Source organism: Ruegeria sp. N7 (assembly GCF_056531345.1).
The window spans coordinates 242995-268749 of record NZ_JBQFLR010000002.1 but is presented as its reverse complement, the minus strand read 5'-3'; the positions used below and the strand labels follow the sequence as shown (position 1 = coordinate 268749).

Here is a 25755-nt window from a genome sequence, read left to right as displayed (position 1 = left end):
GCAACCTGGCCGTTGCACGGGGGCCAAATGCTGCAAAGTCTGATTGACGTCATTCTTCCTGTCTTTCTTGTGATCGGTGCCGGCTACACGGCAACACGAACAGGATATTTCAAAGAAGACCATGTCGACGGGCTGATGAGATTTACGCAAGGGTTCGCGATCCCATGCCTGTTGTTTCTTGCCATCGCGCATCTGGACCTCAGCGCCAGTTTCGATCCCCGGCTTTTGGCCAGTTTCTATTCCGCCGCCGCCTTGTGTTTCATCGCTGGTCTTTTTGGTGCGCGCATCATTTTCGGCCGCGAATGGGAAGACTGCGTGGCAATCGGGTTTTGTTGCCTGTTCTCTAACTCGGTTCTGCTGGGATTGCCGATTACCGAACGCGCTTATGGTCCCGAGAACCTGACAGGCAACTATGCGATTATCGCCTTCCATTCCCCGTTTTGTTACGGCGTAGGGATCACGGTGATGGAGGTTGTCCGCAATCGCGGAAACGGTGGCGTACGCATGGCGCGTTCTGTTCTGTCGGCAATGTTCAAGAACGCGCTGATCCTTGGTATTGCACTGGGATTCGTGGTTAATCTATCCGGTTTGGACATCCCGGCTGTGGTGGACGAAGCCCTTGGTCTGATCACGCGGGCCGCCCTGCCTGGCGCCCTGTTTGCACTGGGCGGGGTACTGGTCAAATACAAACCCGAAGGCGATCTGCGCACCATCGCTTTTGTTTGCTGTATCTCGTTGATGCTGCATCCCAGCCTTGTGTGGATATTCGGCAAATCCACAGGGCTGCCTCAGGACCTGTTCCGCTCGGGCGTGTTGAACGCAGCCATGGCGCCGGGGTTCAACGCCTATATCTTTGCTAACATGTATGGCCGCGCCAAGCGGGTGGCAGCTTCGGCTGTTCTCATTGGGACAGCCACATCTATCCTGACTGTCTGGCTTTGGCTAACGGTTCTGGGCTAACAGTAGTGTTGACTTCGGTTCGCACAGAGGCACCTAACGCATTTCGTGTCAGGAGATCCAAATGCCACATGCCATCATCGTCGCACATGGTCAGCCGTCCGATCCAGAACCGGCCGAGGCTGCTTTGGCTGCGTTCGCGGCTACGGTCGACGCCCTGACCGAGCATGTAACGGTGCATGCCGCAACTCTGGCCGCGCCCGGCGCGTTCGAGGCTAAGCTGAGCAGCCTGCCGGAAAACACGGTCATTTATCCGCTTTTCATGGCAAATGGATGGTTTGTCACCAGCGCTTTGCCCAAACGATTAGGGGATCACAAAGCGCGCATTCTAGACCCGTTGGGTGTTGACCCAGAGCTACCGGAATTGACCGCACGCGCCCTGCAATCCGAATTGTCCGAAAGGAATTGGGCAGCTGCGTCGACCGACCTAGTCATTGCAGCACATGGGTCAGGGCGTAGCCGAAACCCCTCGGTCGTGGCTCTGAACTTCGCATCGCAACTTCAAGAAATGCTGGCTTTCAAATCTGTCCGCGTTGGGTTTGTTGAAGAACCGCCATACATTTCCGAAGCCGCAACCGGCACGGGGGCTCAGGCGCTGTGCCTTCCGTTCTTTGCCTGCACCGGGGGGCACGCAGTGGACGACGTGCCCGCCGGATTGAGCCAAGCAGGGTTCAAAGGCGTTCTGCTGCCAGTGGTAGGGGAACTGCCACCCATCCGGCACCAGATTGCCAAGCAGTTAACAAAGGCCGTTCAGCTCGCTTGAAAATTCGCCTGAAATCTCCGACCCGGAAACAGGAAAAACTCAGGTTTGCGCTTTGATCAGCGTGGAATACAGGCGGTGACAGGACCGGCCGTCTCGCTTGGCCTGATAAAGGGCGACGTCGGCGGCGTGAAGGATGTCGGCGGCTTTGGGAACCTTGAACTGGGTGGACAAGGCCGTTCCGATACTTGCAGAGATACAGCACGGTTGGTCCTGAAACATCATGGGTTCATTCAACCTTGCGATCAGACGGCCGGCGATGGACTCCAGAGTTTCTTCCCGCGTCAGGCCCTTGAAAATTATGACAAACTCATCCCCTCCAACCCGCGCAACCGTATCGTCTCCACGCGTCTCTTCAAGCATGATGCGGGCCGCCTGTTGCAGAACGTAATCCCCAGCGGCATGGCCCAGCCGATCATTCACGGATTTAAAGAAGTCTAAATCCAGATGCATAAGGGCAAATGTAGAATTTGCCAGGATCAGATGCCCCAACAAATGATCCATCGCGCGGCGGTTCTTCAATCCTGTCAATGTATCGGTATATGCCTGCTCTTCCGCGGCTAGCATTGCCCCCTGAAGCCTGAGATTAAGTGAACGAGACGCTTCCATCGCGGCGGATTTGGCTTCGACCAGATACAACAGCTCGATCGCCAGGTCAGTGCCGGAAAAATCAGCGCTTGTCAGGGCGTAATCCCGAACCGCATCCAAAATCGAAATACCGAATGACAGATTGATGACTGCACCGCCCGAGTCGGGCAAGGGCGCGACCAGGCCTTTCAGGGTCGTACGCGGTTCATCGCGAAATCTCAGATGCAGTTTGGCACCGGCCATCGACATCAACGCGGGAAGGGTGGTGACTGTTCTGGGGCGGATCAGCTCGAACACGTCCAGAACACCCAGCCCAACCAAAGGCAATTCGGGCCGCAGCTTTTGCAGTGTCGGACCCGCTTGTTGAATGCATCCGCTTCGGTCCACCAACAGGAACATCGGGCAAAGCGTTTCCAGAAGATCTGCCAGTTCCTGAGTATGTGTCATCTGTTCCGAGCCCCCAGATCAAAATGGCGCCCCTCGGCAAAGGCGCTTTCGACCAAAATGATTGAAATGATTTCACAACACTCCTGACGACCCTCATGCGACAGCATCACCAGCGCACCATAATCATCGGCCATCGCGCGCAGGACCCCGACCATAACACTGGAAAATCCTGGTAAGTCCGGAAGGCAGCACAACTGGTATTCCGTGGCTGAAAGCTCTCTCAACTCAAGCGCAGGCAAATTCAGATCAGAGACAGCCAGTCTTACACGATCCGCAAGATCATCAAGGGAATGAAGGAACTCAACATAGGTGACACCCCCAAACCTGAGCAGTCGGCGCAGCCCTTCCATGTTCGGATGGGACACCAGATATGTTCCCAGATCTTCGAGGATTTCCGCCTGTGGTCGATTGAGGTCAATACTCAGGGCCTCAAGCAACCGCGTCGTCATGTCATCATCATAGATGAGCATGGCTTCAAATTCGACAAACCCTAGCCGCGCACCTTCGGTCACGCGAACCCAGCAGGATTGCCCGTAGGTCGCGCCGACAAAGGACTGTATCGCCCGATTGATCAGACCATGCATCGGATGCCTCAGTTTGGTGTCCTTGGCACTGTGGTCTGAGAAACCTTAACAAATAGCCAAAATTCGCCCCGAGTTGCTGTGAAAGCAACGGAGTATCAAGTCGACACTACCCGCCCAGTCAGAAGTCCGTCGGCGCGCCGCCTTCAGCCTTGCGGCGTTCAACGAACTCGGCCAGTTCCTCGCGGATACCATCGTCCATCGGAGGTGCCTCAAAGCTCGAGATGATCTCTTTGAACATGTGATGCGCACGCTCAGCCGTCCAGATGCCTCCGGCGGCCTCCCAGCCCTCATAGTTCTTCCAGTCGCTCAGGAAGGGCTGGTAGAAGGCCGTGGTGTAGCGATCCTGTGTGTGTTGGATTCCAAAAAAGTGACCGTCATTGCCAACCGCGCGGATGGCATCCAAAGCAATCTCATCCGGTCCGGTCGCGGTTAGATCAGGGTTCATATAACGCTGAATTTGCTGCAAAACCTCGCAATCCATAATGAATTTTTCCGGGCTTGCGATCAGGCCGCCTTCCAACCAACCGGCGGCGTGGTACACCATGTTGGTGCCCGACTGCACGGCCGCCCAGAGCGAATTCGAGGTTTCCCACACGGATTGCCCGTCTGGCACATTGGCCGCACACACACCGGATGAACGCAGCGGCAGCCCATAATATCGCGCCATCTGCCCGGTCATCTGGGTCGAGCGCATGTATTCCGGCGTCCCGAAAGCGGGCGCGCCTGATTTCATGTCCACGTTCGACGTGAACGTTCCGATTACGCAGGGAATACCGGGGCGCACATATTGGAACAAAGCGATAGCGCATAAGGCTTCGGCCAGGGACTGGGCGACCGCCCCCGCCATTGTTACGGGCGCCATTGCTCCCGCCAGCGTAAAGGGGGTTACGACAATCGCCTGCCCGCGCCGCGCCAATCTCAGGCAGCCATCAATCATCGGATGGTCATGCTTCAGCGGCGAGGTCGAGTTGATGTTGGTGTACATCCGCGGCGAGGCTTCGAATTCCTCATGGCTGAGACCGCCCGCGATGCGCACCATTTCCATCACATCTTCGACACGTTCCTTACCCAACGAATAAGCGTGCATCGCCTTGTCGGTCAGGGTCAGCTTGTCATACAGCACATCCAGATGCCGGACGCTGGCATGAATATCGACGGGTTCTACAGGATATCCGCCTGCGAAGTGAATACAGTTGAAGTACTGCGTCAGTTTCAGAAGATTCTGGCACATCTCGCGATTGCCGGGCACTTTCTTTCCAATCTCCATGTCCCAGTAATTAGGCGGCGACGAAACGTTGCCGAACAGGATGTTCTTTCCACCGATCTCGATCCTGTGGTCAACATTGCGTGGCGTGATGGAAAACTGGCTGGGCGCCTTGGCGATCATCTCCATGACGAAATCGCGCCCCATGCGGACGTTGTCACCATTGATCGTGCACCCCGCCTCGCGCAGGATGCCGATTGCCTCTTCGTTGTAGAATTCGATCCCGATTTCTTCCAGAATTCGCATGGCCCCTTCATGGATCGCTTCGATCCCGGCCTGATCCAGCGGTTCAGTCGGGCGATCTATATTGATGGGTGGGTCCCACGGCATCTGGTCAATCACCGCGCTGCCCCTGCGTGCTGCCGCACCTGCGCGTCCTCCGCCGCGGCGTTTGCGTGTGTTGGTCTCGGCCATGGTTGCCTCCGTTCTGGCTTGATACAAGCAAGACCCGAAGACGCATTTCTGGCCGCTCCATCTGCGACAGAGCTTGTCGGTTTTCTATAATTGTGCGTCGATTTTCCGGATCAACGCATCATTTTTCGGCCAGCCATGCAGGAATGTGACCGATATCCGGCAGGACCACATCCGCCATCGGTGCCAGCGCATCTGCTTCTGCCAATCCGGTCAAAACGCCAATGGTGATCATCCCGGCTGCGCGCCCCGCTTGCAGGTCATGAACACTGTCACCCACCATTGCAATGCGCGACGGCTCGACCCCGACCTGTGCGGCAAAGGCCAGCAACTGACCTGGCCCCGGTTTGAACCCATGACCACTGTCATACCCAGCGATAAAATCGAAGTGTTCGCGTATTCCAGCAGATTCCAGATGCTGCAATGCCGGGTGCTCACTGTCATTTGTCGCAACGCCCAGTTTGATCCCGGATTGCTGCAACCCTTTCAGGAATGGGCCCAACGGCACGGCAGGGGATTGAGGAGCGGCTGCGGCCTCGGCATTCATCATGTCCACAACTTCCTGCAATGTCACATCGTCAACATGCGCAATAAGCACCTCGGCGATTTCTTCGACCGTTGCGGCGATCACAATGCTATCTGTGGCATACCGCTCTTGCTCGTAGTCAAACCCGATGACGCTCCCGAGTTCCACCGCCCGGTCTACATCCCCCTTTGTCAGACGCATCAGCAACGAGCGCCCGAAGGTTCCCCAGGTTTTGGCAAAATCGAACAAAGTGCCATCCTTGTCGAAGACGATTGCTTCTATTGGCATCGCGTGCTCCTGCGGAAAAGGTGTTCAGGTCCAGTGTACATCGCCACCGCCTGACAGAACGGCCCGCGCTTGGGCCGGGTGATCATAGGCGATCGAGTTGGCGTCACAAAACGCCATGACCCACGAATCGTCAAGCACCAGAAAATCGAGAACCGAAGCCAGAAAGTCCCGATCACCGGCCCGATTGCGAACATCCCCGATCGAAGCACCTGTCGAGCCAAGAAATACAGGCAAAAGCTCGTCATTGCTGACCAGCCACCCCAGGGCTGTCAGAGCAAGAGTCTCGGCTAAATCGGGCGATAGGGGCATAAACTGCGCTCAGAAAATGGTGCTGGAAAGAGTTTGTTAACCAGACTCATAAACAATTTGTTCACGCATGCAATCAACGGTGAACGACTATGTCTGTGCAAGGCACCATCCTTGTCCTCGACGGGGTATCAACCAACCGCATAATGCTGAAGGTTCAACTGACTGCTGCCTGGTATCACGTGGTACAGGGTGGAAAACTTGAAGGGCTACAAGCCCTTGCACGTCGCGTGCAGCCGGACCTAGTTCTGACGGCCCAAACATTGCCCGATGGAACAGCCGCAGATGTCAAGAAAGCCCTCGCCGAAGTATCAGGCCTTGATGACGTGCCCGTTGTCGTACTGGCAGCACAGAATGACAAAAACGCGCGTCTGCGTGCCCTGAAAGACGGGCTGGACGATGTGTTGACGCACCCTTTCAAAGATACGTTGCTACTGGCACGCATTCGCAGCCTTTTGCGCGTGCGCGCAGCTACTCAAGATTTGCAGGTCAGCAACGGATCGCAACCTATTGGATTTGGGGAACCCGCCCCTGTGATGGTCAGCCCCCCGAACGCGGCCCGGGTTGATATCTTGGCCGATACTGTCCAAACCGGTGCCCTTTGGTACAAGGCCCTGCAAGGCCAGCACCGTTTCGATCTGTCCTGGCACCTTCAATCGAACTTACAAGGCGTTTTGTCCGGACCGATTCCGGACGCGATTGTCGTCGAATTGGGCTCGCACCCGTCCGCGCTGAATATCCTTGCGGATCTCAGGTCACGCGCAGCAACCCGGAATACCGTCCTGATTGGCGTCTTGCAGAACAACGATGCCGTGCAGGCCTCGGAAGCGCTGGACAGAGGAGCGGACGCCGTATGCCTTGGGGGGTTCTGCGCGCAAGAGATTCTGTTGCGGCTGAATAATCAGATTGCGCGCAAGGCACGGCTTGATCATCTGCGCGTATCACTGAGAAAAGGGATCGCCGAGTCCTGTATTGATCCGCTCACCGGGCTGCACAATCGTCGTTACGCCATGCGGGCATTGGATCAGATCGCCCGCCAGTCTGCCCGTACCGGGCGTGGCTTTGCCGTCATGCTGGCGGATCTGGATCACTTCAAGACCATCAATGACTGCCATGGCCATGGTGCCGGTGATTGTGTTCTGACGCAGGCCGCAAAACGCATGCAAAGCGCTCTTGGATCCAAAGGTTTTGTCGCCCGTATCGGCGGTGAAGAGTTCATGTTCGCGGTGCCCGATGTGTCACAAAAGCAAGCCAGAAAACTGGCTGAGACCATCTGTGACAGCATTTGTCGCGCGCCGTTCCTGCTAACGGATCAAGGTTTGCAGGTTAACGTCACGATCAGCATTGGGCTGGAGATGCCGCAATCGGGTCAGCCGGGAAAAGAACGCACACCCGTTCCTGTGGAAGATATCCTGAAAGCCGCCGACAAAGCCCTTTATGCGGCAAAAAAAGCGGGGCGCAATCAGGTGAGTATCAGGCAAAGCGCAGCCTGAACCTGTCAGTCCTTTTTCTTGTGCCCATGCGGCCCGCGTTCGACGATCTTTTGCAACCTGTCCGCATAAGATTGCCGCTCTGCGTCGCTCATGGCGGTGACGCGAGCCAGCCATTGTGTCTGCAATGCTAGTTGCAGTTCTGCCGTCGCCTGCGACTGTTGCTGCAACAACACTTCAACGGCGACCGGATCGAAGGGCACCCTGCGCAGCGCCAGGCTCAGGGCTTGAAAGTCCTGTCTGCGCCCCCTTAAGTCTTTTTCGCGCAGCGCAGACAGTTCCCCTCGCATCGCTTTGCGGTCATCTTTCGGCAAAGCGCGATACAGCGCAGGACCGAATCCCGGCGGTGCCTCGGTGTGATCTCCATCCTTCAGGCGCAGCACGGTTCCGACTGCAACACCGACAACCAACAGGTTCAGTGCCAATGACGAAACCAGCAAAACCGTCATCCACCGGCGTTTCGGTTTAGGGGCAGCATTCATTCAGTGCTCTCCAGAAAGCTCGTGTCATATCCAAGGTCCGCCACAAAAAGGACCGTCTCCTGCGATGCCAGCAGATTGGCGGGATCAGGCAGGAACCCCGGCGCGGAAAAGCCGATCCAGAGCCCCGCCGCACTGGCGGCGATCAAACCGCCCAACCCCTGCCAGCCACCTACGTTGTCCATCATTCGATGCCAGATCGAAGATTGAGGACGCGGTTCAGGCCTTAAGCGACTCAGGCGTAGTTTTTCAGCATCAATCTGAATGCGCACGGCCAGATCGTCGGGCAGCGCCGGTCGGTTTTGCCGAGCCTGCGCAAACAAATGATCCAGTTCCAGGTTTTCATCCGTCATCGTCATACCCCAGTTCTTCACGTCGCCCGGCCAGTATCGCGGTCAGACTTCGTTTGCCCCGCGCGGTCAAGCTTTCGACCGCTTCTACTGAAATTCCCATGATCCCGGCAATTTCAGGGTTGGGCAACTCTTCGATGTGGCGCAGAATCACTGCCTGCCTCTGCCTTTCGGGCAGCTGAGACAGGGCAAGCTGCAACGCATCCACGCGGGCCTCATTCTGCAGTCGGTCGGCTACGCTGGCTTTGCCATCTTCTGGCTCAGGAATATCCGACAACCTGCCGGGGGACTTCCTGCGCCGAATGTCCACACACAGGTTCAACGTCACGCGATACAGCCATGTCGACACTTTGGCCTGACCCGGCACCCATTCCGGCGCCATCTGCCACATCCGCATCATCGCCTCCTGCGTTACGTCTTCTGCCTCGGCCCGATTGCCCAACATACGCAACGCGACGGAATAACAAAGCGGCCCAAGGCGATCTGTTAAGATCCGCGCAGCCTGTGCGTCACCCTCAGCAAATTGGCTCAGCAACACATCGTCGCTGAGAGAGCTCGCGGTGCAACCCGCACCGCGAACATCGTGTAGGTGGGAGGTCAGGTCCTCCACCCTGCATCAGTTGTCGATTGCACCCGACTTGTGGTGCTTTTTCTTATGGTGCCGTCCCATCCGGTCATTGGCATCGGCAAATTCCTGTTCCGATATTCCACCACTGTTATCTGTATCCATCCGGTCAAACATCTTGTCACCCCGGCGCGGTTTCGACAACTCGTCCTGGCTTAGGAACCCGTCTTTGTTCGCATCGTTGTTTTCGAACATTTTGGTGACGCGGTCGTTTGCTTTTTTCTGAGCGGCGGCCTGCATCTCCTCAAGGCTGAGCTGGCCGTCCCCATCAGTATCCGCGGCCGAGAAACGCTCGGTGCGATGTGCTTCCATTTCCTGCTGAGTCACTTGACCGTCGCCATTGGCATCCAATTCCTGAAAGGACACTGGCTCACGACCACCCGGGCCAGCCGCCAGAACAGACGTGCCGGTGATTGCAACACCCGACAGGACAATCGCCGTGATGAACTTTGCGTTTTTCATTTCGGTTTTCCCTTGTTGACGCGGCCTGAGTGCCGCTGCTCATATCCATTCAAACGCGCGAGGCAGGGAATTCCGTCGCAATGCCGGCAACTTTTTTTGAACCATCTCGGTATTTCACGACGTGGTTCACCTTAGGTGCGTTGCAAAGCGACGCACCCCCCTTTAAAAACCACCCGTTCAGGCGCATTATCCGCCAACGATTACTGCGCGAGTTATATTATGACGGATCAGACGATCGACACCACAACCCAGAGCGAGCGTGAAACCTGGCCCGCTTTGGTCAAAGGGTTTCGGTGCAAGTGCCCTAGTTGCGGCGAAGGCAAGCTGTTGCACAGCTACCTGAAAGTGAATGACACCTGCTCGAACTGTGGACAGGAACTGTTTCATCATCGCGCCGATGATGGGCCCGCCTATCTGACGATCCTGCTGGTCGGGCATTTGTTGGCCCCGGCCCTGCACGTCTCGTATGTGAACTGGCGCCCGGACCCATGGGTAATGGCCATCGGGTTTTCCATTGCTTGCATTGCACTGTCGCTGTTTTTGCTCCCCCGTTTGAAAGGCGCTGTGGTCGCCTATCAGTGGGCGCGTCGTATGCACGGTTTTGGCAACGATTCATGAGCCGGAAGAAGCGATTGTTCTGGGCATGATGACCGACAAGACCGCCATCCGCGACGCCGCAACCGTCATCGTTTTGCGGAACAGGTGGACCAATCCGTCGATCCTGATGGGTCAACGTGGGTCCAAGGCTGTGTTCATGCCCAACAAATTCGTGTTCCCCGGTGGAGCGGTCGATCCGGCGGATGCGGATGTACCGCTTGCGACCGCACTGCCTGACCTGTGTTCTGAGCGGTTGGCGGAACAGGCGGAATCCGGAAAACAACACGCCCTTGCCGCCGCAGCAATTCGCGAGCTTTGGGAAGAGACAGGACTTGTCCTTGGCCAGACAGGACACTGGCCGGGCAGCATTCCCGACGACTGGCAGAGCTTTTCCGCCATGGGTTACGTGCCGTCGGCAGCTGCGCTACAATTTGTTTTTCGCGCAGTCACACCGCCCGGTCGCCCCCGCCGGTTCGATGCGCGGTTTTTTCTGGTCGATGCCGATGCGCTGCAGGGCGATCTGGATGATTTCAGCCATGCCTCGGACGAGCTGTCGCATCTGCAATGGGTGGAACTGGATCGGGCGCGCGACCTAGATTTGCCGTTTATCACCGAGGTTGTTCTGGCCGAGGTCGCGGCCCGGGTGACCTCACCCGAGCCGCCAGTATCGGTTCCGTTCTATCAGAACAACGAAGAAGCCAATCTGTTCCTGCGGCTCAGAGGCTATCCGATGCCCGAGCACGACTGACCGATCAGTTTCACCGCATCCGGCTGACAACCACCGTCACTTCGGGTTTTTTGCCGATTTCCGCTTTTGCCGTCTGACGCACAATCCGGCGCATTTCGTCTTCCAGCTTGTCGTCATCCCGTAGGGTCTTGGCTGCCGCCCGCATCAGGAACTGGTTCAGGTCTTCTTCCAACACCTCGACCAATCCGGCCCGGGACGTTCCAACCTCGGGCAGACCCATCGTATCGCACCACGGTTCGCCCAGCGGCTCGTCTTCTTCGTCCAGAACGACTGTCACAGTTACGTGGCCGTTCAGCGCCATGCGAATACGGTCCCGTACCACACCGTCCATCGCACCGATTTTCACTGTACCGTCCAGATAGGTACGCCCGGTTTCGACATAGTCGATCACCACGGGTGCATTGCCGCTGAGATCCAGCATGGTGCCGTTCACGGCCAGCACACCCGTTCTGCCACCCTGCTCAGCCAGTTTGACATGTTCGCGCAGGTGCCGGTGCTCTCCATGCATTGGGATCACAACTTGCGGATCGATCAGCGCGTGCACCTTCTCAAGATCGGGCCGGTTCGCATGGCCAGAGACATGATAGAGGCCCGAGCTGTCATCCACCACATCCACGCCCTTTTCACTGAGCTGGTTCATGATGAAAATCACGCCACGTTCATTTCCGGGAATGGTTTTTGACGAGAACAGGAACAGGTCGCCTTCGGACAGTTCCAGACCACGGTACTTGCCGCGGGCCAGTTGCGCGCTTGCCGCACGGCGCTCGCCCTGGCTGCCGGTCACGATCAGCATCAGGTTCTGGCGCGGCAGGTCCAGCGCCTCTTCCGCGCTGATCACCTTGGGGAAGTCCGACAGGATACCGGTTTCAGTCGCGGCCTCGATCATCCGCCGCATTGCGCGCCCCAGCAACACAACTGAACGCCCCGCGCGTGCGCCCGCCTCGGCCAATGTTTTAACCCGTGCCACGTTCGACGCGAAGGTGGTAGCCACAACCATACCCTCGGCGTTTTCGACTAGCTTTGTAATCTCTGGCCCAACCTCGGATTCCGAACGGCCCGGATGCGCCGAGAAAACATTCGTGCTGTCGCAAACCAACGCCTTGACACCCGGCTTGGAAATCTCGGCCCATAGATCGGGGTCAAAGGCTTCGCCCACGACCGGGTTTGCATCCAGCTTGAAATCACCCGAATGCACCACGCGCCCTGCGGGCGTGTCGATGACCAACGCAGCACTTTCCGGGATCGAGTGTGAAACCGGAAGGAAACCCACCGTAAACGGTCCGACTGAGACCTTTTCGGGCCATGCGGACACGGTTGTTACCGCGTCGGTCGGGTGCACATATTCTTCCATCTTGCGACGCGCGATATTGGCCGTGAAAGCCCGGGCATAGATCGGAGCTCCCAGAGCCTCATAGCAATGAGCCACCGCGCCGACATGATCTTCATGCGCATGGGTGATGAAAACGCCATCCAGCCGGTCGGCCCGTTCTTTCAACCATGAAATATCCGCATAGATCAGGTCGACGCCCGGAGTTGTGTCCATATCGGGAAAGGTGACGCCCAGATCCACCAGGATCAGGCGTTCCTGCCCGGGCTGACCATATCCGTACACATAGGCATTCATGCCAATTTCGCCCGCGCCACCCAGCGGCAGGTAGATCAATCTTTCACTGCTCATATCGAGCCATTTTCCTTGTTGTAGCGATGAATCACGGTCAAGCCGTGCATCGTCAAATCATCTTCGATTACGTCGAACCCCACGTCGGCCTGATCGAACAAGGGGGCCAACCCTCCGGTTCCCACGACTTTCATCGGCATTCCATATTCGGCCTTGATCCGCGCGATCAGCCCCTCGATCAGGCCGGAGTATCCCCAATACACGCCCGACTGGATACAACCAACCGTATTTGTACCGATCACCTTCTCGGGTCGCGTGATGTCGATATGCGGCAGTGCGGCTGCGCCCTGATGCAAAGCCTCAAGGCTGAGGTTAACACCCGGAGCGATGACGCCCCCTACATAGGCACCGTCCGCGGCGACAACGTCGAAATTTGTTGCGGTACCAAAGTCCACCACGACGACATTGCCGCCATGACGGTCAAATGCGCCAACCGCGTTGGCCAGTCGATCCGGGCCCGGCACAGTTCCTTGATCCACACGCGGAGGCACGGGCAACAGGCAGTCCGGCCTACCCACCACCAGCGGCCTGCACCCAAAAAAGCGATCAGCAAAGATGCGCAGGTTGAACACGACGCGCGGCACAGTCGAGGCAATGATGACATCCGAGATATTCGCCTCGATCCCGTAATGTTTCACCAGCGTCGAATACCAAGTGAAATAGGCGTCCGCCGTGCGTGCGTGATGGGTCGAGGTACGCAGGGTGCACAGAAATTCCTGACCGTCCCAGATTGAAAAGACTGTATTGGTATTGCCGCAATCAATGGCCAGAAGCATTTGCGCCCCTTTCAGAAATAGACATCCGCCGCAGGAATGCTCACGCGGCCTTTGGCGGTGTTTAAGACAAGGTTACCGCTTGCGTCTACCGTTTCGAAGGTCCCAACCGTCTCGGACGTTCCGGTACGGGCCGTGATAACCTCGCCCAGCCGGGCAGCACGGGACAGCCACGCAGTGCGAATGGGTTCGAACCCGTAGGTAACAAACTGAGTTTCATATTTGGCATAGGCCGAGGCAAGCTCGGTCAGAAAATCCTCGGGCGTGACGTTTGCACCGGTTTCCGACAACAGCGAGACGGGACGGACCGCGCCCGGTTCTACCACGTCGGCGTCTGGGGCGCTGGCCAAATTCACGCCAATACCGATCGACAGATGCGTTACACCGCGCCCCTGACCGGCGCTTTCCAGCAAAATACCAGCAAGCTTACCACCGTTCAGCAGTACGTCATTGGGCCATTTCAACGACAGCCCCGCCGCACGCCCTGTCACAGAGACGCAAGCGTCAAACAGAGCCAGTGCCGCAACAAAACTGCGCAGTGCCGCCTGTTCTGGTGCACCTTCGGGGCGCATCAAAAGTGTCGCGGCAAGGTTGCCCATGGGGTTGGCCCATGGCCGTCCGCGTCGCCCACGCGCAGCCGTCTGATGATGCGCCATGATCCAGACAGGACCACGGGCATTGGGGGCAATCCGCGCCGCTTCGTTGAGTGTGCTATCGACTTCCTGCACCTCGTGCAGGCCATAGCCTTGTGGCCACTTGGTCATATCAAAAAGGCCCGGTCACGCGACCGAGCCCCTCTCTCAGATTGTGCAAAACGTTCAGTTGACAAGAGTCGCCGCCGCGGCAGCGGCCGCGCCCTCGATCCCGAACTGATAGAAGACCCCGATCAGCATCAGCGCCGCGGACCCCATCAGGGCGACCCATAGAACGGGTGTCGACCGCGTTTCGATCGGGTCCTCGTTCTCGGCCCCGAAATACATGTAGAACACGATCCGCAGGTAATAGAAGGCGCCAATTACCGATGCGATGGCTGAGACCACAACAAGGCCTGTCAAATCGGCACTTACACCAGCCCGCCAAACACCAAACTTCGCAAAGAAACCCAGCATCGGTGGGACACCGGCAAGCGAGAACATCAGGATCAGAACAGCAAGGGCCTTGCCCGGATCACGTTTGGAATACTGGCGCAGCGCATCAATGTCAGTGACGGGTTTGCCGTCGCGTTCCATCATCAGGATAAACGCAAACGTGCCAATGTTCATGGTCACGTAAATCGCCAGATACATCAGCATCGCCTGAATACCCAACTCGGTGCCAGCCGCCAAACCGATCAGCGCATAGCCCATATGGGCAATCGACGAGAACGCCATCAGTCGCTTGATGTCGCGCTGACCAATTGCGGCAACCGCCCCCAGCAGCATTGACAGCACCGACAGCAGAACAATCACTTGCTGCCAGTCTTTGACCACGCCTCCGAAAGCGTCATGCAGAAGACGTGCAAACAAGGCCATTGCCGCGACTTTCGGCGCGGTGGCAAAGAAGGCCGTAATTGGCGTCGGCGACCCTTCATAGACATCCGGTGTCCACATATGGAACGGAACCGCCGAGACCTTGAATGCCAGACCCGAGATCAGGAAGATCAGGCCAAACAACAGACCAACCGAGACGTCCCCATGATGGACCGTCTGAATAATGCCCGAGAACAGTGTCGTGCCGGTGAACCCATAGACCAGCGACGCACCATACAGCAGCAGACCTGAACTGAGAGCGCCCAGAACAAAGTATTTCAGCCCTGCTTCGGTTGATTTCGCACTGTCACGACGCAGCGCGGCAACAACATACAGCGCAAGGGATTGCAGCTCGAGCCCCATGTAAAGAGACATCAGATCGCCCGCGCTGACCATCATCATCATACCAACGGCAGCAAGCGCCACCAGCAGCGGATATTCAAAGCGCAGCAGACCCCGGCGTGCCATGTATTCCTGGCTCATCACCAGAACGGCACCTGCCGACAAAAGGATGGCAACTTTGGCAAAACGCGCGAACCCGTCATCTACGAACATGCCGTTGAAGGCCACGTTGGTGCCACTGCCCTGGGTGGCGATCCAGATCGCCAGGAACGCCATCAGGCCCGCCGTGGTCCAGACCAGAACCGAAGCCAGCCCGTCTCTCGAGGTGTAGACAGCCCCCAACAGAGCCACCATCGCATAGATCGCCAGAACGATTTCCGGCAGGATAATTGTCAGATCAGCCTGGATCATGTCTCCAAAGCTCCCTTAATGCGAAGCGGCAGTCTGGGTCGCAGCCTCAGCCGCGGCCAGAGCCGTGTCATAGTTCGAAATGAGTGCCGTCGTGGATTGGCCGATCACATCGGTCACCAGCGACGGGTAAACGCCCAGAAGGATCGTCATCACGATCAGCGGGGCAAAAATCAACCGCTCGCGAGAGCTCATGTCGGTCATCGCCTTCAGGCTTTCCTTGATCAGGTCCCCAAACACGACCCGGCGATAGAGCCACAGCGCGTAGGCTGCCGAAAAGATCACACCGGTCGCCGCAACGGCAGTCACCCAGGTGTTGACCTGGAATGTACCCATGAGTGTCAGGAACTCACCAATAAACCCGCTGGTGCCCGGCAGGCCGACATTGGCCATGGTGAACAGCATGAAGACCAGCGCATAGGCCGGCATCCGGATGACCAGACCGCCATAAGCCTCGATATCGCGGGTGTGCATCCGGTCATAGATCACACCGACACACAGGAAGAGCGCGGCAGAGATGAACCCGTGGCTCAGCATCTGGAAAATCGCGCCGTCAATGCCTTGCTGGTTCGCAGCAAAGATGCCCATCGTGACAAAGCCCATATGCGCCACCGAGGAATACGCGATCAGCTTTTTCATGTCTTCCTGCACCAGTGCCACCAGCGAGGTGTAGACAACCGCTATGGCTGACATCCAAAGCACAAGATCAGTCATCACCGCCGTGCCAACCGGGAACATCGGCAGGCTGAACCGCAGGAAGCCGTAGCCGCCCATCTTCAACAGGATCGCCGCCAGCACAACCGAGCCCGCCGTCGGCGCCTGAACGTGCGCATCGGGCAACCAGGTGTGCACCGGCCACATCGGCATTTTCACCGCAAAAGATGCGAAGAAGGCCAGGAACATCAGCGTCTGCATACCGCCGGTGATATAGATGCCCAACACGCTGAAACTCTCGGATGCGAACTGATGGGCCATCAGCGCTTCAATATCCGTAGTGCCTGCGTCAGCATACATTGCAACCATGGCTACCAGCATCAGCACCGAGCCGAGGAAGGTGTAAAGGAAGAACTTGAAGCTGGCATAGATACGGTCCTTGCCGCCCCAGATCCCGATGATCAGGAACATCGGGATCAGACCCGCCTCAAAGAACAGGTAGAACAGCACCAGGTCCAGCGCCATGAACACGCCCAGCATCAGCGTTTCCAGCAGCAAGAAGGCAATCATGTATTCCTTGACGCGGTCTGTCACATTCCAGCTGGCCAGAATAGTCAGCGGCATGATGAAGGTGGTCAGCAACACGAACAGAACGCTGATGCCATCCACACCCATCTTGTATCTCAGACCCATCAGCCATGCGCCCTCTTCCACCATCTGGAAGCCGGTGTTCGAAGGATCAAAGCCTGTGTAGATGCCAATAGACACCAGAAACGTCACAGTTGTCGCCAGCAATGCAATCCACTTGGCGTTGCGCTGCGCTGCGACGTCGCTCCCGTGCAGGAACAGCGCCAGAATGCCTGCTGCGATGGCGGGGATAAAGGTGACAATAGATAGGATATTGTCCATTAGTGTGCGCCTCCGCCGATCGACATCCAGGTGACAAGGGCCGCAATGCCCAATACCATCCAGAAGGCGTAAGTAAAGATGTACCCGGTCTGCGCCTTGCCTGCGAGGCGGGTGAAGAAGGGAACAACGCCCATTGCAACCCCATTCAGGAAGCCGTCGATTGTATTGCCGTCACCGCGTTTCCACAGGAACCGGCCAAGGGCGACAGTGGGTTTGACAAAGATCGCGTCGTAGATTTCGTCGAAATACCATTTGTTCAGCAGGAACAGGTACAGCGGGCGCTGATTTGCGGCCAGACGCGCGGGTAGCGACGTGTTCACGATGTAGAACCAATAGGCCACGATAAAGCCAAGCACCATCGCAACAAATGGCGAAACCTTGACCCATTTCGGAGCCGCATGCGCATCGTCCAGAATGTGGTTGTCCGGCGCCATGTAAAGCGCACCTTCACCCGGCTCACCCGCAAACATATAATGGTGGTCCCCGCCCACTGCGGCATTCTCACCACTCGCGGCCTCGTCAGCATGGCTGTCAGCCGCATGGCTTTCATCGGCATGGCTGTCTTGGCCGTGCGACGCATCCGCTGCCGCGTGATCACCGGCCTCGGCATGCTCTGAAGCTTCTGCAACCGGAATACCGTAGAATTTGCCGACCTTGTCGGCATGGCCAAAGAAGTTTCCGTACCAGATCATGCCCGCGAATACCGCACCCAGCGACAAAACTCCCAGCGGCACCAGCATGACCATCGGGCTTTCATGTGCGTGATCATGCGTATGCTTGTCCCCACGCGGCTCTCCATAGAAGGTCAGGAAGATCAGACGCCAGCTGTAGAACGAGGTGAACGCCGCAGCGACAACCAGCAACCAGAAGCCATAGCTTGACCCGCCCGCATAGGCGCTTTCGATAATTGCGTCCTTTGACAGGAAACCGGCAAACCCAAAGGTGGTCAGCGGGATGCCAACACCGGTAATCGCCAGGGTACCGATCATCATCGCCCAGAAGGTATAGGGGATCTTTTTGCGCAGACCGCCATATTCGGTCATCTCCTGTTCGTGATGCATCGCGTGGATCACGGAACCGGCCCCAAGGAACAACAGCGCCTTGAAGAAGGCATGCGTGAACAAGTGGAACATCGCTGCCGAATACATGCCGACGCCCGCCGCCACAAACATGTAACCCAACTGGGAACAGGTCGAATACGCGATGACACGTTTGATATCGGTCTGAACCAGACCAACAGTGGCCGCAAAGAACGCAGTCGAGGCCCCAAGAACAGTGATGAACCCTGTCGCGCCCGGTGCGAACTCCATCAGCGGGGACATGCGGCAGACCAAAAAGACGCCTGCGGTCACCATGGTCGCAGCGTGGATCAGCGCTGACACAGGCGTCGGGCCTTCCATCGCGTCCGGCAACCATGTGTGCAGGATCAACTGCGCCGATTTACCCATCGCGCCGATGAAGAGCAGAACGCAGATCACTTCGATCGCGGTCCATTCCCCCCACAGGAAATGCAGCTTTTCTTCGGCCAAGGCAGGGGCAGAGGCAAAGATATCCGAGAAGTTGATACTGTCGGTCAGGAAGAACAGCGCGAAGATGCCCAGAGCAAAACCAAAGTCGCCGACCCGGTTGACTACAAAGGCCTTGATCGCCGCCGCGTTGGCCGAAGGCTTGCGATAATAGAACCCGATCAGCAGGTATGAAGCGACGCCGACGCCCTCCCAGCCAAAGAACATCTGCACCAGATTATCCGCCGTCACCAGCATCAGCATGGCAAAGGTGAAGAAGGACAGATAGGCAAAGAAGCGCGGTTTATAGCTTTCGCCTTCGCGCCATTGCGGATCGTGATCCATGTAGCCGAAGCTGTACAGGTGCACGAGCGCCGAGACCGTCGTCACCACGATCAGCATGATTGCCGTCAGTCGGTCCAGACGGATGGCCCAGCTTGTCGAAAGCGAACCGCTTTCGATCCAGCGCATGATCTCGATCTGCTGCGTGTGGCCGTCGAAGGTGAAGAACACGATCCAGGACAGCAGACAAGCCAGAAACAGCAGGCCCGTGGCCGTCCACATGGCGGCCTTCTCGCCAATGAATCTCCAGCCAAACCCGCAGAGCAGCGCGCCCACCAGCGGGGCAAAGAGGATGGTGGTTTCCATGTTCTCTTACCCCTTCATCATATTGACGTCTTCAACCGCGATGGTGCCGCGGTTGCGGAAGAAGCAGACCAGAATGGCCAGACCAATCGCCGCCTCGGCCGCCGCAACGGTCAGCACGAACAGCGTGAACACCTGCCCGACCAGATCGCCAAGGAAGCTGGAAAACGCCACGAGGTTGATATTCACCGCCAGCAGCATCAGCTCGATGCTCATCAGCAGGATGATGACGTTCTTGCGGTTCAGGAAGAGACCGAAGATGCCGATGACGAACAGCGTCGCCGCGACCGTAAGATAGTGTTCAAGTCCGATCATCGTCTTAGAGTCCCTCGAATTTCTCTTTCCCGTTGCGAAGCTCGGGAAACGCCATTGCACAGGCGCAGTTTTCTTTCGATTCAATGTAGTCGTCGATCTGGAATGCCTTTCGCTCAAAGGCTTTTGTTGCCGAAGTCCACGAATAACTTGTTTCAGCAGATGCTAGTACTTGGACAACTTCATTTGCTTCATCGACGCGATCCAAATGAGTACCGTCGAAGTCCCGTTCAAGTTTCGCTACGACGCGCATCGTTTGACCGCTTTCACAAGCCGCAAACAAAACAAACTCAGTATGTGTGCATCCCAATTCGTCGGTGCAGATAGAGCCAATCTCAGAGTAAGAGACAACGCCGTTGCCAACGATTCTGTGGTTCGTCTCGAACACGTGATGCGACATAATCGGAAGAGCTTCGCAAGCTTCGATACCCGCTGCGAAAACAGTCGCGGGGAAAAAAGCGAAACTTAGCCCAGGTATCACGGCTTTGAACCTCACAACCCCTGCCCCGGTTTCACGTCCTTCAATTCCATCGCCTTGGCCGGGTCGCGCATCATCTGGCCGATGATGTCCTGACGCTTGATGTCCTTGCGGTGGCGCAGCGTCAGAACGATGGCTCCGATCATGGCCACCAGCAGGATCAGGCCCGCCAGTTGGAACAGAAGGAAATATTGATCGTAAAGGATGAGGCCAAGCGCCTCGGTGTTGTGGCGGTCTGTCGGGACCGGCTGGGCCAGATTGGCCGCCGCACCCTGTGCGCTGTCCCATGCCCCGAAGGCCATGACAAACTGCATCAGGATGATCAGACCAATCAACAGGGCCAGCGGCATATAGCGCGCCATTTCGGCCTTGAGCTCTGCAAAGTCCACGTCCAGCATCATCACCACGAAGAGGAACAGAACCGCGACCGCGCCGACATAGACGATGACCAGCAGCATCGCCACGAACTCGGCCCCCAGCAGCACGAACAGCCCTGCCGAGGACAGAAACGCCAGGATCAGCCACAGGACCGAGTGCACCGGTTGGCGGCTGATCACCGTAAACAGCCCGCCGGTGATGGCGCTGATGGCAAACAGGTAGAAGGCAAAGACGGTCATTGATCCTCATCCTCGTTGTCGCCCATGACCTCTTGCGCCAGATCCAGCGCGCGGGTCATGGCCGGGATGCCGGCAAAGACCGACATCTGACCGATCGTTTCCACGATCTCTTGTTTCTTTGCGCCCGCCTCAAGCGCATGACGCACGGTCTGGCGAACGGCCGAATCCGCCTGCGCACCCTGGCAGGTCAGCCCGGCCAGCGTCAGCAGCAGGCGGGTCTTGGCATCCAGCCCGTCCTTGTTGACGGTGTTGCCGAACATCATCTCCATGACCTCTTTGGGCATGGTTGGCCACAGCGCCTCGAACCCTTTGGGCGAGAAGCTTTCCATCGCCGGGTTCATCGCCTTGGCCATGTCCTGAGCCTGCTTCATCATCAGCTCGAACGGATTTGTCGGGCTGTCAGTCATCGGTACGGTGCGTCCAGTTCCAGATTGCGCGCGATCTCGGCTTCCCAGCGTTCGCCATTCGACAGGAGTTTTTCCTTGTCGTAGAACAGCTCTTCCCGGGTTTCCGTGGCGAACTCAAAGTTCGGGCCTTCGACGATGGCATCAACCGGGCAGGCCTCTTGGCAGAAGCCGCAATAGATGCACTTGGTCATGTCGATGTCATAGCGCGTGGTGCGGCGGCTGCCGTCTTCTCGCGGTTCGGCGTCGATGGTGATGGCCTGCGCCGGGCAGACCGCCTCGCACAGTTTACAGGCGATGCAGCGCTCTTCGCCATTCGGATAGCGGCGAAGTGCGTGTTCACCGCGGAAACGCGGGGACAGAGGGCCCTTTTCGTGCGGGTAGTTCACGGTGGCTTTGGGAGCGAAGAAATACTTCAGACCCAGTTTCATTCCGACCCAGAAATCCTGCAGTAGGAAGTATTTGGCAGCGCGGGTGTAATTGATGTTTGCCATATCAGCCTCCTACGCTCCAACGGGCAAATGCGCCCCAGAACCAGTCGAATTTCGCCGCAAAGGCCACGAACACCACCCAGACCAGCGAGAATGGCAGGAACACTTTCCAGCCCAGCCGCATCAGCTGGTCATAGCGGTAGCGGGGCGTGATGGCCTTGACCATCGCGAAGATGAAGAAGAAGAACGCCATCTTGGCGACCATCCACAAAACACCATCGGGCAGGCCCGGGATCGGCGACAGCCAGCCGCCGAAGAACAGCAGCGAGGTCAGCGCGCACATCAGGAAAATTGCAATGTATTCACCCGCCATGAACAGCAGGAAGGGCGTGGCCGAGTATTCGACCTGATAACCCGCCACAAGTTCCGATTCCGCTTCGGGCAAGTCAAACGGTGGCCGGTTTGTCTCAGCCAGCGCCGAGATGAAGAACAGAAAGACCATCGGGAAGTGCGGCAGCCAGTACCAGCTGAAGAACCCGAACGACCCATCCTGCGCCCGCACAATGTCACCAAAGTTCATCGACCCGGTCGAGATGATCACACCGATGATGATCAGGCCGATGGAGACCTCGTATGAAATCATCTGCGCGGCAGAGCGCAACGAGCCGAGGAACGGGTACTTTGAGTTCGACGCCCAACCGCCCATGATCACGCCATAAACCTCAAGCGAGGATACGGCGAAGACATAGAGGATTGCGACGTTGATATCCGACAGGACCCAGCCATCGTTGAATGGGATCACCGCCCAGGCGATCATCGCCAGCACGAAAGAGGTGAGCGGCGCGAGTATGAAAACCGTGCGGTCGGCTCCTGCGGGGATAACGACCTCTTTGACGACGTATTTCAACGCATCCGCCACCGATTGCAGCAGACCGTAGACGCCGACCACGTTAGGGCCGCGGCGCATCTGGACAGCGGCCCAGATTTTGCGGTCGCCATAAACAAGGAACAACAGCGAGATCATCACAAAGGCAACAACAGCAAGCACTTGCGCCAGAATGATGATGGCTATTCCGCCGGGGGTGTTAAAGAATTCAGCCATTGGTCCTCACACCGTGGGTATTCCGTTTTTCGCGCGCGATGCAAAGGCCAGATGCCTGCGCAAACTGCGGCTGGGTCGGCGCGTTGGTGTAAACAGCATCTGCCGCCATAGCGCCACCCTTTTTCTTTCGTTTCCCGCACATTTCCGGCGCAGTCAGGTGCGACCCAACCGCAGCACTGGCTTGCGATATGAAACTGCTATGGTTCATTCCGCCGCAATCTTCTCGGCTTTGCGGACCTGCGCCTGCGCCGACAACTCGGCCATCAGTTGCGAGGCCCGTGCGATCGGGTTGGTCAGATAGAAATCCTTGATCGCGTTGCGGAAGGTCGCTTGGCCCAAAGATCCGGCCTCAAGCGCTTGAACCTCGTTCTCGATCACCTCGTCGATGCGGGCCAGATGGGGGACCGCCTCGATCAAGGCTGTGCGCAACTGCGCCAGCGAGTCATAGGGGAGCGTCGCCCCCAGTTCAGCCGACAGCGCACGAAGGATGGCCCAGTTTTCCTTGGCCTCACCCGGCGCAAACCCGGCGCGCATCGCCAGTTGCGGACGGCCTTCCGTATTCACGAACAGACCGTTTTCCTCAGTATAGGCCGCACCCGGCAGGATCACATCTGCGCGGTGTGCGCCCCGATCTCCGTGGCTGCCCTGGTAGATCACAAACGCGCCTTCGCCGATTTCGACCTCATCCGCACCAAGGTTATAGATCACATCCGCAGCATTGATCGCTTCCATGCCGCCTGCGTTTGTGGCGTCCACATCCATCGCGCCCACGCGCGACGCCGCAGTGTGCAGAATGATCAGGCCGCTTTCCGTATTTGCGGCAATTGTTTGCGCGGCAGCCAGAACAGCGGCTCCATCCGCCTCCTGCAGCGCTCCCTGCCCGATGATGACCAGCGAGCGTTTGCCCCTGATTTCATCGTCGCCCCCCATGTCGACAACCTTTTGCAGCGCCGCGCGGTCATCGCCCACATGATGGTACGCATAAGTCAGATCGACCGCTGGACCTACCAAAGCGACTTCGGCCCCGTGCGCCCACGCCTTGCGGATACGCGCGTTCAAAACCGGTGCTTCATCGCGCGGGTTGGTGCCAATCAGAAGAATACGCTCGGCCGTATCGATGTCTTCAATCGCGGCGGTCCCGGCATATGCGCCACGGTTCCCGACCGGAAGCTTGGCTCCATCGGTGCGGCATTCGACAACACCGCCCTGTCCTTCGATCATCTGTTTCAATGCGAACGCAGCCTCGACCGGTGCCAGATCACCGACGATACCGGCTGGCTTCTCAGCGCTTTTCAGCGCCTCTGCGGCCTTGGTCAGTGCTTCGGACCATGAGGCCGGGCGCAGCTTGCCGTTTTCACGGATGTAAGGCTTGTCCAGACGCTGACGCCGCAACCCGTCCCAGACAAAGCGGGTTTTGTCGCTGATCCACTCCTCGTTCACTCCGTCATGATTGCGAGGAAGGAATCGCATCACCTCGCGCCCTTTGGTATCGACACGAATGTTCGATCCCAGCGCGTCCATGACGTCGATGCTTTCGGTCTTGGTCAATTCCCACGGGCGGGCGGTAAACGCATAAGGTTTCGAGGTCAGTGCCCCAACCGGGCACAGGTCGATAATGTTGCCCTGCAGGTTCGAATCCAGCGTCTGATTCAGATACGAGGTAATCTCGGCATCCTCACCGCGCCCTGTCTGACCCATCTGAGTGATCCCGGCGACTTCGGTGGTGAAGCGCACGCAGCGGGTGCAACTGATACAGCGGGTCATTGCGGTGCCCACAAGCGGTCCCAGATCCAGATCATCAACCGCGCGTTTGGCTTCCTTGAACCGCGAACCGGACAGGCCATAAGCCATCGCCTGGTCCTGAAGATCGCACTCTCCGCCCTGATCACAGATCGGGCAATCCAATGGATGGTTGATCAGCAGGAACTCCATCACCCCTTCGCGGGCCTTCTTGACCATGGGAGAGTTCGTCTTGACTACCGGCGGCTGCCCTTCCGGCCCCGGGCGCAGATCGCGCACCTGCATCGCGCACGAGGCAGCCGGTTTCGGCGGACCGCCCACTACCTCAACCAGACACATCCGGCAGTTTCCCGCAATCGACAGACGCTCGTGATAGCAGAAACGCGGTACCTCGACCCCGGCTTGTTCACAAGCCTGTATCAAGGTCATCGCACCATCGACTTCGATTTCCTGCCCGTCGATATTGATCTTGCGGAGGTCAGACATGGCTCTCAATTCGCTCTCAAATAAACGCCAATGGCGCTGTTTCTTTGGATTTCTTTCTGCCCCAGAGAGCAGAATGTTTTGGGGTTGTCGTAGGACACGCCGTTTTTCGCCAGATAAGCCTCGCCCTTGGCCCGCATCCGATCCTTTTCAGCATCCGACTCGACATAGGAGCGGATTTCCGTGTCCGAGTACCCCAGATTATTCGCTTTGGACCGCAGTCCCCACATCACACTGATCGCTTTCAATCGCCGCCCGCTGATCGACGGGCAGAACTCGGAAATCTCATTTGCAATGGCGATGTAGTAGAGTTCGTTGTCGATCTCTTTGACATCCCTCAAGGGCGGCTTTGCTTCTGTCACCGTCGGCAAGGCCATCAGCGATGCGAGGGCAACTAGTTTTACAACAGACATGGGTTTTCCTTTCGTCTTGGACTGTCCAAGACGAAGCGGTTTGCCGCTGCTAGGCAATAACACCCTGCCCGCCCACCGAAGATATGGAAAAACACCGGTCATGGCCGCTGGCAGGTTCCTGCAAATGTCAGTTGATCATTGCTGACGCTGAGGTTCTGCGGGTCAGTATCCGGACCCACCTTCCAAGCAATCCGAGACGATCCGAAGTTCTGGATGCAGAATTTGGTACCTTCATGACGTCCGGCCTCGCGCGCACCATCGAGTGAAGCAGAGACGCCTTTGACGACAACCGTAAAGTCCGCGGGCGAGGTTTTCTTGTTGACCACCTTCGCCTTGGCCCTGAACGACTTGCCGTCGAACAAAAGCCGGTCTGCCGACGGCTTCACCAGACCGCATGCAGAAACACCAGCCAGCGCCAACACAACAATAAGGGCTTTGGGGGCCTTCATACTTTCCCTCTTTGTTTTCTGT

General features: G+C 57.5%; 29 protein-coding genes. 5 read left to right on the top strand and 24 right to left on the bottom strand.

What is annotated here, in order from left to right; all coding sequences use genetic code 11:
* The first annotated feature begins 27 nt into the window (after positions 1-27).
* Entirely contained in the window at positions 28-960 is a 933-nt protein-coding gene (locus ACR0ES_RS05910; RefSeq protein WP_480486182.1) for an AEC family transporter, read from the top strand.
* Positions 961-1021: 61 nt separating this feature from the next.
* Complete coding sequence (locus ACR0ES_RS05905) at positions 1022-1720, top strand: CbiX/SirB N-terminal domain-containing protein (protein ID WP_480486183.1); 699 nt, start codon at positions 1022-1024, stop codon at positions 1718-1720.
* A gap of 39 nt (positions 1721-1759) precedes the next feature.
* Here ACR0ES_RS05905 and ACR0ES_RS05900 read toward each other — a convergent pair whose 3' ends face one another.
* From ACR0ES_RS05900 to ACR0ES_RS05880, 5 genes are all read right to left on the bottom strand, one after another.
* The gene (locus ACR0ES_RS05900) at positions 1760-2752 is read right to left on the bottom strand and encodes a diguanylate cyclase domain-containing protein (RefSeq protein WP_480583226.1); all 993 of its coding nucleotides are present in this window, start codon (positions 2750-2752) and stop codon (positions 1760-1762) included.
* Positions 2749-3336 carry a heme NO-binding domain-containing protein gene (locus ACR0ES_RS05895; protein ID WP_480481768.1) on the bottom strand — a complete coding sequence of 196 codons (588 nt, stop codon included), beginning with the start codon at positions 3334-3336 and terminating at the stop codon, positions 2749-2751. The genes ACR0ES_RS05900 and ACR0ES_RS05895 overlap by 4 nt, the downstream gene beginning before the upstream one ends.
* Positions 3337-3454: 118 nt before the next feature.
* Positions 3455-5014, bottom strand: a complete 1560-nt coding sequence (locus tag ACR0ES_RS05890) for a trimethylamine methyltransferase family protein (RefSeq protein WP_480506327.1) — start codon at positions 5012-5014, stop codon at positions 3455-3457.
* A 118-nt stretch (positions 5015-5132) separates the two neighbouring features.
* Positions 5133-5825, bottom strand: a complete 693-nt coding sequence (locus ACR0ES_RS05885; RefSeq protein WP_480481770.1) for an HAD family hydrolase — start codon at positions 5823-5825, stop codon at positions 5133-5135.
* A gap of 24 nt (positions 5826-5849) precedes the next feature.
* Positions 5850-6134, bottom strand: coding sequence for a DUF3572 domain-containing protein (locus ACR0ES_RS05880; protein ID WP_267362783.1), 285 nt, complete (start codon positions 6132-6134; stop codon positions 5850-5852).
* Positions 6135-6223: 89 nt separating this feature from the next.
* On the opposite strand from ACR0ES_RS05880, the gene ACR0ES_RS05875 reads away from it, so the two are divergent.
* Positions 6224-7624: a diguanylate cyclase domain-containing protein gene (locus ACR0ES_RS05875; protein ID WP_480869856.1), complete on the top strand. Its 1401-nt coding sequence runs from the start codon at positions 6224-6226 to the stop codon at positions 7622-7624.
* Positions 7625-7629: 5 nt separating this feature from the next.
* On the opposite strand, the gene ACR0ES_RS05870 is transcribed toward ACR0ES_RS05875, so the two are convergent.
* Genes ACR0ES_RS05870 through ACR0ES_RS05855 form a run of 4 tightly spaced genes read right to left on the bottom strand, consistent with a single transcriptional unit; the run spans position 7630 to position 9537 of the window.
* Complete coding sequence (locus ACR0ES_RS05870) at positions 7630-8103, bottom strand: periplasmic heavy metal sensor (RefSeq protein WP_267362788.1); 474 nt, start codon at positions 8101-8103, stop codon at positions 7630-7632.
* Positions 8100-8453 (bottom strand): hypothetical protein, encoded by a 354-nt coding sequence (locus tag ACR0ES_RS05865; protein WP_480869854.1) that lies wholly within the window; start codon positions 8451-8453, stop codon positions 8100-8102. Before ACR0ES_RS05865 ends, ACR0ES_RS05870 begins: the two co-directional genes overlap by 4 nt.
* The gene (locus ACR0ES_RS05860) at positions 8443-9060 is read right to left on the bottom strand and encodes an RNA polymerase sigma factor (RefSeq protein WP_480869852.1); all 618 of its coding nucleotides are present in this window, start codon (positions 9058-9060) and stop codon (positions 8443-8445) included. The genes ACR0ES_RS05865 and ACR0ES_RS05860 overlap by 11 nt, the downstream gene beginning before the upstream one ends.
* Before the next feature lie 6 nt (positions 9061-9066).
* Complete coding sequence (locus tag ACR0ES_RS05855; protein WP_480869850.1) at positions 9067-9537, bottom strand: EF-hand domain-containing protein; 471 nt, start codon at positions 9535-9537, stop codon at positions 9067-9069.
* A gap of 219 nt (positions 9538-9756) precedes the next feature.
* Between ACR0ES_RS05855 and ACR0ES_RS05850 the strand changes: the two genes are divergently transcribed.
* Both ACR0ES_RS05850 and ACR0ES_RS05845 read left to right on the top strand, forming a co-directional pair.
* Entirely contained in the window at positions 9757-10155 is a 399-nt protein-coding gene (locus tag ACR0ES_RS05850; protein WP_480476112.1) for a DUF983 domain-containing protein, read from the top strand.
* A gap of 25 nt (positions 10156-10180) precedes the next feature.
* Positions 10181-10882 (top strand): NUDIX hydrolase, encoded by a 702-nt coding sequence (locus ACR0ES_RS05845; RefSeq protein ID WP_480476934.1) that lies wholly within the window; start codon positions 10181-10183, stop codon positions 10880-10882.
* A gap of 10 nt (positions 10883-10892) precedes the next feature.
* Here ACR0ES_RS05845 and ACR0ES_RS05840 read toward each other — a convergent pair whose 3' ends face one another.
* From ACR0ES_RS05840 to ACR0ES_RS05770, 15 genes are all read right to left on the bottom strand, one after another.
* The gene (locus ACR0ES_RS05840) at positions 10893-12560 is read right to left on the bottom strand and encodes a ribonuclease J (RefSeq protein WP_480773246.1); all 1668 of its coding nucleotides are present in this window, start codon (positions 12558-12560) and stop codon (positions 10893-10895) included.
* Positions 12557-13336, bottom strand: coding sequence for a type III pantothenate kinase (locus ACR0ES_RS05835; protein ID WP_209504438.1), 780 nt, complete (start codon positions 13334-13336; stop codon positions 12557-12559). The genes ACR0ES_RS05840 and ACR0ES_RS05835 overlap by 4 nt, the downstream gene beginning before the upstream one ends.
* 11 nt (positions 13337-13347) lie before the next feature.
* Positions 13348-14097 carry a biotin--[acetyl-CoA-carboxylase] ligase gene (locus ACR0ES_RS05830; protein WP_480773245.1) on the bottom strand — a complete coding sequence of 250 codons (750 nt, stop codon included), beginning with the start codon at positions 14095-14097 and terminating at the stop codon, positions 13348-13350.
* A gap of 54 nt (positions 14098-14151) precedes the next feature.
* Positions 14152-15594 (bottom strand): NADH-quinone oxidoreductase subunit NuoN, encoded by a 1443-nt coding sequence (gene nuoN, locus ACR0ES_RS05825; protein ID WP_480773244.1) that lies wholly within the window; start codon positions 15592-15594, stop codon positions 14152-14154.
* Between the two features lie 15 nt (positions 15595-15609).
* On the bottom strand, positions 15610-17154 hold the full coding sequence (locus ACR0ES_RS05820) for an NADH-quinone oxidoreductase subunit M (protein WP_480773243.1): 1545 nt from the start codon (positions 17152-17154) through the stop codon (positions 15610-15612).
* Positions 17154-19307 carry an NADH-quinone oxidoreductase subunit L gene (nuoL, locus tag ACR0ES_RS05815; RefSeq protein WP_480773242.1) on the bottom strand — a complete coding sequence of 718 codons (2154 nt, stop codon included), beginning with the start codon at positions 19305-19307 and terminating at the stop codon, positions 17154-17156. The genes ACR0ES_RS05820 and nuoL overlap by 1 nt, the downstream gene beginning before the upstream one ends.
* 6 nt (positions 19308-19313) lie before the next feature.
* The gene (nuoK, locus tag ACR0ES_RS05810; RefSeq protein ID WP_005984024.1) at positions 19314-19619 is read right to left on the bottom strand and encodes an NADH-quinone oxidoreductase subunit NuoK; all 306 of its coding nucleotides are present in this window, start codon (positions 19617-19619) and stop codon (positions 19314-19316) included.
* Positions 19620-19623: 4 nt separating this feature from the next.
* Complete coding sequence (locus ACR0ES_RS05805) at positions 19624-20112, bottom strand: hypothetical protein (protein WP_480683968.1); 489 nt, start codon at positions 20110-20112, stop codon at positions 19624-19626.
* Complete coding sequence (locus ACR0ES_RS05800) at positions 20109-20711, bottom strand: NADH-quinone oxidoreductase subunit J (protein ID WP_480516396.1); 603 nt, start codon at positions 20709-20711, stop codon at positions 20109-20111. The genes ACR0ES_RS05805 and ACR0ES_RS05800 overlap by 4 nt, the downstream gene beginning before the upstream one ends.
* A complete protein-coding gene (locus tag ACR0ES_RS05795; RefSeq protein ID WP_152458579.1) occupies positions 20708-21118 on the bottom strand; it encodes a carboxymuconolactone decarboxylase family protein in 411 nt (136 codons plus the stop codon). Before ACR0ES_RS05795 ends, ACR0ES_RS05800 begins: the two co-directional genes overlap by 4 nt.
* Positions 21115-21609: an NADH-quinone oxidoreductase subunit NuoI gene (nuoI, locus tag ACR0ES_RS05790; protein WP_480481782.1), complete on the bottom strand. Its 495-nt coding sequence runs from the start codon at positions 21607-21609 to the stop codon at positions 21115-21117. Before nuoI ends, ACR0ES_RS05795 begins: the two co-directional genes overlap by 4 nt.
* Position 21610: 1 nt before the next feature.
* Positions 21611-22648 (bottom strand): NADH-quinone oxidoreductase subunit NuoH, encoded by a 1038-nt coding sequence (nuoH, locus tag ACR0ES_RS05785; protein WP_117868407.1) that lies wholly within the window; start codon positions 22646-22648, stop codon positions 21611-21613.
* A gap of 204 nt (positions 22649-22852) precedes the next feature.
* Complete coding sequence (gene nuoG / locus ACR0ES_RS05780; RefSeq protein WP_480869848.1) at positions 22853-24874, bottom strand: NADH-quinone oxidoreductase subunit NuoG; 2022 nt, start codon at positions 24872-24874, stop codon at positions 22853-22855.
* 5 nt (positions 24875-24879) lie between these two features.
* Positions 24880-25284, bottom strand: a complete 405-nt coding sequence (locus ACR0ES_RS05775; protein WP_480616670.1) for a DUF5333 domain-containing protein — start codon at positions 25282-25284, stop codon at positions 24880-24882.
* 98 nt (positions 25285-25382) lie between these two features.
* Positions 25383-25733 (bottom strand): hypothetical protein, encoded by a 351-nt coding sequence (locus ACR0ES_RS05770; protein WP_267362834.1) that lies wholly within the window; start codon positions 25731-25733, stop codon positions 25383-25385.
* Positions 25734-25755: the final 22 nt, after the last annotated feature.

What these genes read in the sequence shown, in the direction of transcription:
- ACR0ES_RS05840 (WP_480773246.1), bottom strand. Translation starts at nt 12,560, where the DNA reads ATGAGCAGTGAAAGATTGATCTACCTGCCGCTGGGTGGCGCGGGCGAA.
- nuoH (WP_117868407.1), bottom strand. Translation starts at nt 22,648, where the DNA reads ATGGCTGAATTCTTTAACACCCCCGGCGGAATAGCCATCATCATTCTG.
- ACR0ES_RS05850 (WP_480476112.1), top strand. Translation starts at nt 9,757, where the DNA reads ATGACGGATCAGACGATCGACACCACAACCCAGAGCGAGCGTGAAACC.
- ACR0ES_RS05910 (WP_480486182.1), top strand. Translation starts at nt 28, where the DNA reads ATGCTGCAAAGTCTGATTGACGTCATTCTTCCTGTCTTTCTTGTGATC.
- ACR0ES_RS05775 (WP_480616670.1), bottom strand. Translation starts at nt 25,284, where the DNA reads ATGTCTGTTGTAAAACTAGTTGCCCTCGCATCGCTGATGGCCTTGCCG.
- nuoL (WP_480773242.1), bottom strand. Translation starts at nt 19,307, where the DNA reads ATGGAAACCACCATCCTCTTTGCCCCGCTGGTGGGCGCGCTGCTCTGC.
- ACR0ES_RS05795 (WP_152458579.1), bottom strand. Translation starts at nt 21,118, where the DNA reads ATGACTGACAGCCCGACAAATCCGTTCGAGCTGATGATGAAGCAGGCT.
- nuoN (WP_480773244.1), bottom strand. Translation starts at nt 15,594, where the DNA reads ATGATCCAGGCTGATCTGACAATTATCCTGCCGGAAATCGTTCTGGCG.
- ACR0ES_RS05830 (WP_480773245.1), bottom strand. Translation starts at nt 14,097, where the DNA reads ATGACCAAGTGGCCACAAGGCTATGGCCTGCACGAGGTGCAGGAAGTC.
- ACR0ES_RS05890 (WP_480506327.1), bottom strand. Translation starts at nt 5,014, where the DNA reads ATGGCCGAGACCAACACACGCAAACGCCGCGGCGGAGGACGCGCAGGT.
- ACR0ES_RS05800 (WP_480516396.1), bottom strand. Translation starts at nt 20,711, where the DNA reads ATGACCGTCTTTGCCTTCTACCTGTTTGCCATCAGCGCCATCACCGGC.
- nuoK (WP_005984024.1), bottom strand. Translation starts at nt 19,619, where the DNA reads ATGATCGGACTTGAACACTATCTTACGGTCGCGGCGACGCTGTTCGTC.
- ACR0ES_RS05835 (WP_209504438.1), bottom strand. Translation starts at nt 13,336, where the DNA reads ATGCTTCTGGCCATTGATTGCGGCAATACCAATACAGTCTTTTCAATC.
- ACR0ES_RS05770 (WP_267362834.1), bottom strand. Translation starts at nt 25,733, where the DNA reads ATGAAGGCCCCCAAAGCCCTTATTGTTGTGTTGGCGCTGGCTGGTGTT.
- ACR0ES_RS05875 (WP_480869856.1), top strand. Translation starts at nt 6,224, where the DNA reads ATGTCTGTGCAAGGCACCATCCTTGTCCTCGACGGGGTATCAACCAAC.
- ACR0ES_RS05845 (WP_480476934.1), top strand. Translation starts at nt 10,181, where the DNA reads ATGATGACCGACAAGACCGCCATCCGCGACGCCGCAACCGTCATCGTT.
- nuoI (WP_480481782.1), bottom strand. Translation starts at nt 21,609, where the DNA reads ATGGCAAACATCAATTACACCCGCGCTGCCAAATACTTCCTACTGCAG.
- nuoG (WP_480869848.1), bottom strand. Translation starts at nt 24,874, where the DNA reads ATGTCTGACCTCCGCAAGATCAATATCGACGGGCAGGAAATCGAAGTC.
- ACR0ES_RS05870 (WP_267362788.1), bottom strand. Translation starts at nt 8,103, where the DNA reads ATGAATGCTGCCCCTAAACCGAAACGCCGGTGGATGACGGTTTTGCTG.
- ACR0ES_RS05880 (WP_267362783.1), bottom strand. Translation starts at nt 6,134, where the DNA reads ATGCCCCTATCGCCCGATTTAGCCGAGACTCTTGCTCTGACAGCCCTG.
- ACR0ES_RS05820 (WP_480773243.1), bottom strand. Translation starts at nt 17,154, where the DNA reads ATGGACAATATCCTATCTATTGTCACCTTTATCCCCGCCATCGCAGCA.
- ACR0ES_RS05900 (WP_480583226.1), bottom strand. Translation starts at nt 2,752, where the DNA reads ATGACACATACTCAGGAACTGGCAGATCTTCTGGAAACGCTTTGCCCG.
- ACR0ES_RS05895 (WP_480481768.1), bottom strand. Translation starts at nt 3,336, where the DNA reads ATGCATGGTCTGATCAATCGGGCGATACAGTCCTTTGTCGGCGCGACC.
- ACR0ES_RS05905 (WP_480486183.1), top strand. Translation starts at nt 1,022, where the DNA reads ATGCCACATGCCATCATCGTCGCACATGGTCAGCCGTCCGATCCAGAA.
- ACR0ES_RS05855 (WP_480869850.1), bottom strand. Translation starts at nt 9,537, where the DNA reads ATGAAAAACGCAAAGTTCATCACGGCGATTGTCCTGTCGGGTGTTGCA.
- ACR0ES_RS05885 (WP_480481770.1), bottom strand. Translation starts at nt 5,825, where the DNA reads ATGCCAATAGAAGCAATCGTCTTCGACAAGGATGGCACTTTGTTCGAT.
- ACR0ES_RS05865 (WP_480869854.1), bottom strand. Translation starts at nt 8,453, where the DNA reads ATGACGGATGAAAACCTGGAACTGGATCATTTGTTTGCGCAGGCTCGG.